This window comes from Pedobacter sp. 10L46_2 (assembly GCF_056395165.1).
On record NZ_JBFTIZ010000227.1, the window covers coordinates 1 to 6,859 of the forward strand.

General features: G+C 41.1%; 4 protein-coding genes and 1 pseudogene. All 5 read right to left on the reverse strand.

From position 1 onward, the window contains the following. Positions 1-302 (reverse strand): annotated as a pseudogene (locus AC1DDX_RS19900) (ligase-associated DNA damage response exonuclease); the annotation flags it as partial. Between the two features lie 344 nt (positions 303-646). After that, positions 647-1,600 (reverse strand): helix-turn-helix domain-containing protein, encoded by a 954-nt coding sequence (locus AC1DDX_RS19905; protein ID WP_216854298.1) that lies wholly within the window; start codon positions 1,598-1,600, stop codon positions 647-649. 22 nt (positions 1,601-1,622) lie between these two features. Then, positions 1,623-2,726: an efflux RND transporter periplasmic adaptor subunit gene (locus AC1DDX_RS19910; RefSeq protein ID WP_288883948.1), complete on the reverse strand. Its 1,104-nt coding sequence runs from the start codon at positions 2,724-2,726 to the stop codon at positions 1,623-1,625. Between the two features lie 27 nt (positions 2,727-2,753). Next, the gene (locus AC1DDX_RS19915) at positions 2,754-6,032 is read right to left on the reverse strand and encodes an efflux RND transporter permease subunit (RefSeq protein ID WP_477622461.1); all 3,279 of its coding nucleotides are present in this window, start codon (positions 6,030-6,032) and stop codon (positions 2,754-2,756) included. Positions 6,033-6,044: 12 nt separating this feature from the next. Further along, the coding region (locus tag AC1DDX_RS19920) for a TolC family protein (RefSeq protein WP_477622462.1) at positions 6,045-6,859 on the reverse strand (815 nt) is incomplete at its 5' end.

Sequence of the window (6,859 nt, forward strand, 5' to 3'; positions counted from 1 at the left end):
TTATATTCGAGTCTTATCTGTGCAGAGCCTATAACGTGGCCTGCAGGGACAAGACTTAGCTTAACACCATTTATGGTAATCTTTTTGTGATAGGGTAAGGTCTGTATGTTTAGATCTGGGCCTAACCGGTGATTAAGAATTGATTTTGTAAGCTCATGACATAAATAGGCTTTATTGCCCGATTTTACGTGATCTGAATGTCCATGAGTGGTCACCGCGTAGTTAACTGGTTTCCAAGGGTCAATATAAAAATCACCTTGTGCACAATAAATGCCCTTGCTCGTAAATTTGATTAACGCCATGTGGTAATAAACAAAATCAAGATAGGTAAAGTTTTGGCGCATTTTAAGTGCGTGCTGATTATGCACTGCGGGCACGCTGGAAGCAGACTTACCTCAGTCTGCTATCAGCAGAAAGTTTGTGATTGCCCGGCCCATCCAGGCCAGGCATCACATCAAAATAGACCCATATACCTGCGTATACGGGGGACCTTTAATGCTGTTTTATATCTTTTATAAATGTAATAGCTGGTTTCATGCAATAAAATGTATTCTAAAGTACAAATACAACGGACATTGCAAGTGAATAATAGACGAACTCAGGGATTGCGTCGACGATTTTGCTTTTACAGGCGATGGGCATGGTATTAGGAAGGAACTCGCTCCCGTCTAAAAAAGCGTGGTGTGCATTGCATCTGTCTTTTAAAGAATATATTAAAATTGGCAGGGTACTCAAAACCAAGGCAGTATGCAATTTGGCCAACATTCCATTCGGTATGACTTAGCAGTGCCACAGCTTCGGTGGCTATTCTTTTCAAGATGTGTTCCGATGTGGTTCGGCCGGTTACCTCTTTTACAGCATGATTGAGGTGATTTACATGCACAGCGAGTCGTTCGGCGAAATCGTGGGGTGTTCGTAATTCAAGTATATGATCAGTGGAGCCTATCGGAAATTGCCTTTCAAGCAGTTCTATAAACATAGATGTTAATCTTACAGCTGCGTTATTTTCCCTAACATAAGTGTCCGGTGGTTGAACCTTTAATGCCTCATGAACAATTAATTGAATGTAATTGCGGAGCATGTCATATTTATGAACATACATACTTTCCATCTCAGCCATCATCTTGGCAAATAGCTCCATGAAAATCTTTTCCTGATGTTGATTAATAGAAATGATAGGACAACCTTGAAGTTTCCATAACAATGACTCTCTGAGACTTTCATTTCTGTTATGTATAAAATTCTCGGTAAACAGGCAAAAAAATCCAGCCTGCGTTTCTGAGGTTGCTTCCCAGGCATAGGGAATATTGGGGTTGGTAAAAAGCAGGCCTCGTTCTTTTACAATAATTCGCTGATTTGGATAATGGAGTATTCCAGATCCAAGGATCAGGGAAATTTTATAATAATCCCTACGATTATATGGAGATGGTTGCGCCGAACAGTGCGTAGATCTTTTGAATACTCCAAAGTGGCCGACATTTGTAACCGTTTCAACACTGGGGATGGTAACATCAGGATGTCGTATCTTTAGACGTTCATAAAAATCCTGAAGGCTTTCAATTTTATTCACAACATAAAGTTCTTCATTTTTATTCAGCATTGGCTATAACCTCCGTGTAAAATTATGGTTGTATGACTTGACCAGTCTGCATTTCTTCTGAAGGATTTGTTACCAATTCATCGTCTGCTTTAAGATCTCCGAAAATCTCTATTCTATCATCTGCTTCCCTGCCTTTTTTTACTTCGATTTTTTCTATCTTATTGTTGTTGTTTTTTAGCACAAAGATACCTTCAGCTGTTTCCAGTATTGTTTTTTTAGGAACCACAAATGTGCTTGCATTGGCGGGAAGTGGAATGTGAACTTCAGCCACCATGCCTGGCAATAGTCTTTTTGAAGTGTTTGGAACATCCATTTCTATTTTTTCGGAACGAAGACGTAGATCTAAAGCACCGGATAAGCGTTTCACTTTGGCGGTAAAAACCTGATCTGGCATTGACTTTACTGTAAAGCTAATTTGATCACCTTGCTTTAAATACCCAGTATATACTTCAGGAATAGAAATGGCTAAACGGAGATTTTTCTGTTCCTGAAGGGTAAGTAATGGAAACTCTGACCCTTTGCCAGACGGACCCACATAAGCACCTAAATTCACATTTCTGGCAGTAATAATACCGCTGAATGGTGCGCGGATTTCCAGATAATCTCTAATCGCGGCCACCTCTTTATATGCAGCTTTAGTTGCTTCAAATTGTGCCTGGTCGGAATTTCTACGGGCTATGGCCTGATCCAGGTCATTTTTGGAAATGGTACCGGGGGTTTTACTAGTCTCATACAAACGCTCGTAATTCGCTTTGCTTGCGGTGTATAAAGCTTCCTGAGATTTGAGTCGCGATTGTGCGGCAGCCAACTGAGAATTGGTTTCTGGTGCTTCCAGGGTCATTAGTAATTGACCTTTACTTACCTGTGAGCCGATATCTACTTTTAATGTTTTAATAAAGCTGCTTATCTTCGCATACAAGTCAACCTGCTGGTAAGCACTTAGCTCTCCCGGCAGCTGCAGTGTGGTGGCCAGCTTATCTTTTTTAAGTTTAAAAGTAACAATAGTAACTGCCTTCTCTTTTTTGTCTGCTTCTTTTTCTGCTTTGGCCGTACATCCGTTCATTATAGCCAATATGGCAATTCCTCCTGCCAGGGCTACTGTGTTTAGAAATAGGTTTGTTTTCATTTGTAAGTTATTTTAAATGCCTTTATGTTATTCTGCTAATCCTTTGATGTAATGTTTACTTTCTTTATCCTCCGGATCAAGTGATATAGATTGTGTGGTTTCCTTGCCTTGTACCCATGCAAATACTAATGGTAAAATTATCAAAACCGCAATAGTTGAAGCGATCAAACCTCCAATTACTGCTCTGCCAAGCGGTGAAACCTGGTCTCCTCCTTCGCCATGGCCAATGGCCATCGGAAGCATTCCGGCAACCATCGCCACACTGGTCATAATGATGGGCCTGATCCTTAGCGCTGCAGCTTCTCTTGCCGCGCTTGCTGCATTCCCGCTATGTTTACGTAAATGCTCAGCGTTTGTTATCAGAAGTACAGCATTAGCGATAGATACCCCAACAGACATAATGATGCCCATATAAGATTGAAGATTTAAAGTAGAACCGGTTATACTTAACAACAGCAACGCTCCGAGTATAACAGCAGGTACCGCAGTTAAAATCACCAATGGTACTTTAAAAGACTGGAAATTTGCCGAGAGCATCAGGAATATAACCACAATGGCAACAAGAAGTCCGGATTGTAAACTGCTTAAGGTCTCTCCCAGCACATTGATCATACCTACTGGTTTTACAATCAAACCTCTCGGCAGTTCACCCAAATCTTTAATCGCTTTGTCTACATCTTTACTTGCGGAGCCCAGATCCATTTTGTTCAGGTTTGCCGTAACTGATAGGTAGGGCATAGCGCCAACATTGTCATTTTCACCATAAGTGGTATCTGTAGTAATAGTGGCTACATCACTTAGTATAGGTCTGATGCTATTTCTAAGCAAGGGGATTTCGCCGATATTCTCTTTGGTGTTCATCTGATTAAAGGGAACCTGTACCTGAACATTATAGGTTAAACCAATTTTCTCATCTACCCAGACATTTTTATCTGTATAACGAGAGGAAGAGGTAGAGGCTATTAACGATCGGGACACATCGCTCATGTCTACACCCAGTTGAGCAGCTTTAATCCTGTCAATATTTACGTTTAACGCAGGGTATTTGATAGACTGTGCAATTTGCACGTCACGCAAATAAGGAATCTGTTTCAGTTCAGCGAGTACCTTTCTGGCGTAAGTTTCATTTATCTTTTTATTCTTACCCGCTATGCGCACTTCAACAGGAGTGGGAGAGCCCTGGCTTAACACCTTGTCGGTTAATTCTATTGGCTCAAAAGATAAACTGATATCCGGTTCAAGTCTTTTTACATTTTTCCTTAATTCATCTTTAAATTCTTCCATATCCGCATGATAATCTTTCAGTCCAATCTGAAAGACGGCTTCATGTGGCCCTGCCATGAATAAATAAATCGGGTTTACAGAGAATAAAGATGGATGCTGTCCTACATATACTGAACTAATGGATAAATGGTCCTCTCCAACCATTCTTTTGATTTCCTTAAGGATCACCTGTACTTTTGCTTCTGTACGTTCCAATCTGGTTCCTTCGGGAGCTTTCATCCTTAACTGAAACTGACTGGAATTTACTTTAGGCAGTACGTCTCTTCCAATATTTGTGAGTAACAAGGCTGCGGCTACAATAACGACCAGCAAATAAACCAATACTACAGGTTTACGATAAGCCATAAGTCGATCCAGAAAGCGCATAAATCGATTCCTGAATCTGTCAAAGAGGGAAATCTTGCCATCGTTACTGAAGTCTTCACGTTCTACAAGGATTTTCTTTTGATTTAGCGTATCTTTTTCTGATTCCAGTCCTAGTCCTGTTTCGTTAAAAACTGCCTCATCATCTGTAATCCTTTTACTATGCTTTGGTGTTTTTTTAGGGTGTGCTACCATTAACCAATTGGCCATGATAGGTACGAAGGTTTGTGATAAAAAGAAGGAAACAATCATAGAGAAGCCAATTGCAAGTGCCAATGGCAAGAATAGTGCTCCGGGAATGCCTGTCATGGTAAAGGCGGGTGCAAATACAGCAAGGATACACAATAGGATCAGCAATTTTGGGAAGGCGATTTCCTTACAGGCATCCYAAATGGCCAGGGCCTTGGGTTTACCCATATCAAAATGCTGGTGTATATTTTCTATCGTTACTGTTGATTCGTCGACCAGGATACCAATGGCTAATGCTAAGCCACTTAAAGACATGATATTGATGGTTTGATCGAATAACTTCAGAAACAAAACCCCCGCAATGATAGAAGTTGGTATGGTTAGAATTACAATCAATGCCGCCCTTTTGTCACCTAAAAATAGTAATACCATTAGTCCGGTAAGAATAGCGCCGATTGCGCCCTCGCTGATCAGACTTTTTACTGCATTGATCACATATACCGATTGGTCAAATTCGTAGGACAGTTTTACATCCTCAGGCAGCGTGTTCTGAATCTGAGGTAAATTCTTTTTTAAGTTACTAACCACATCCCATGTAGAGGCGTCACCTGATTTGGCAATGCTCAGGTATACCGAACGCTTACCATTAATTAAGGCGTAGCCAGCTGTCGCATCTGCTCCATCCTTAACTACAGCAACATCTCGCAGGTAAAGGTTTTGTACGCCCCCCTTAAATAATGGAATATTTTCAAAATCTTTAACATTTTTGATTGTATAATTGGTTGGAGTCAGGTAATTCTTATCTCCTATACGAACATTACCCGGAGGCGCTGTTTGGTTATTTACTTTGATGGCTTCAACTACCTGGTCTACGGTTAAATTATGTGAACGCATTAATACCGGATCCACATTTATTTCAATTGTTCGTGGACTTCCACCAAAAGGCGCAGGTGCTAACAAGCCTGGGATAGAAGTAAATGAAGCACGAACATAGGTGTTGGCAATATCCTGCAATTCGTTGTTTGTTCTTATAGGACTGCTTAGTACAAGCTGACCTATTGGAAGAGATGAAGCATCAAAACGGATAATGAAGGGAGGCTGTGACCCCGGAGGAAAAATGGCCTGGGCACGATTGGATAGGGCACTGAGCTCGGAAGCTGCCTGAGCCATATTGGTTCCTTCGTAGTAAGTGAGCTTCATTAGCATCAGACCCTGAATATTTTTGGTTTCAATGGTTTTAATGCCATTGGCAAACAATAAGATGTTAACGTATTGCTTGCCAAAGTAAGCTTCCATCTGGGTAGGGGTGTAACCGCCGAAAGGGTGGGCGATATAGATCACCGGCAGGTTCATTTTAGGTAAAATATCTACCTTAATGGTGTTTACTGCACTAATGCCAAAAAAGAATAGCCCGGCAACCAATACTAATATTGAGATAGGTTTTCTAAGCGCAAAGCGGATTAAATTCATGAATATTGCTAATTAAAATTCGTTGATGAAAAGGTCAAAATCTCCAAGTGCAGCCGATTTTAGCAATAATGCCTGCCACACATTGTTGTAGGCAATATCTCTGTCAGTTTCTGCGCGGTTAAGGGTATACAATGCCTGGGTAAGGTCTACTATTGTAGTTAATCCATTTTTATATAAAGTACTTTTCTGAAGATAGGCGTCAGATGCCGCTTTAACCTGTATCGGTGCTTCATTGTAATTGTCAATGGCATTTTTGAGTTTGGCGTTAGCTAATGATAATTGAGCTTGTAATTGCTGGCCCACAAGTTCATATTCGTCTTGTAGCCCTTTACTTTGGAACTGTTGCGCCCGTACCTGAGGGCTGGTACGCAGTATGCTTGTTAAATTCCAAACTACCCCGACACCCAAAAGATAGTTTCCTCTGGTTGGGTTTATCCCATCAAAATAACTTCGGGTAAAGGCTGTCTGGTTTTGAGCGTATGCGGAGCTAAATCCGGATCCTCTTCCCTGCATTACGCCAAAAAGAGAAAAGGTAGGATAGTAGGATTTTCGGAAAAGGTTTACCTGCTCATTGCTCACATCGACCCTGTTTTTGTAGAATCGCATCAGCGGATGATTTTTTTCATTCAATAAGCTATCTGCATACATCTGTTGAGGAATTCTTGAAATAGAGGCCGTATCCAGTTCCATTTCTGTTGAGGTTACACCCATCAGTATACCTAAACGATTGGCTTGTTCCTGTTCCAGGTCTCTTGCCTTAGTCAGCGAGATTTTTGCGCTTGAAACTTCTGCTTTGGCAAGTGATGAATCTACGCCGGCAATTAGCC

Bases quoted from the DNA above. Each gene is read 5' to 3' on its own strand.
- AC1DDX_RS19905 (WP_216854298.1), bottom strand. From the start codon at position 1,600: ATGCTGAATAAAAATGAAGAACTTTATGTTGTGAATAAAATTGAAAGC.
- AC1DDX_RS19910 (WP_288883948.1), bottom strand. From the start codon at position 2,726: ATGAAAACAAACCTATTTCTAAACACAGTAGCCCTGGCAGGAGGAATT.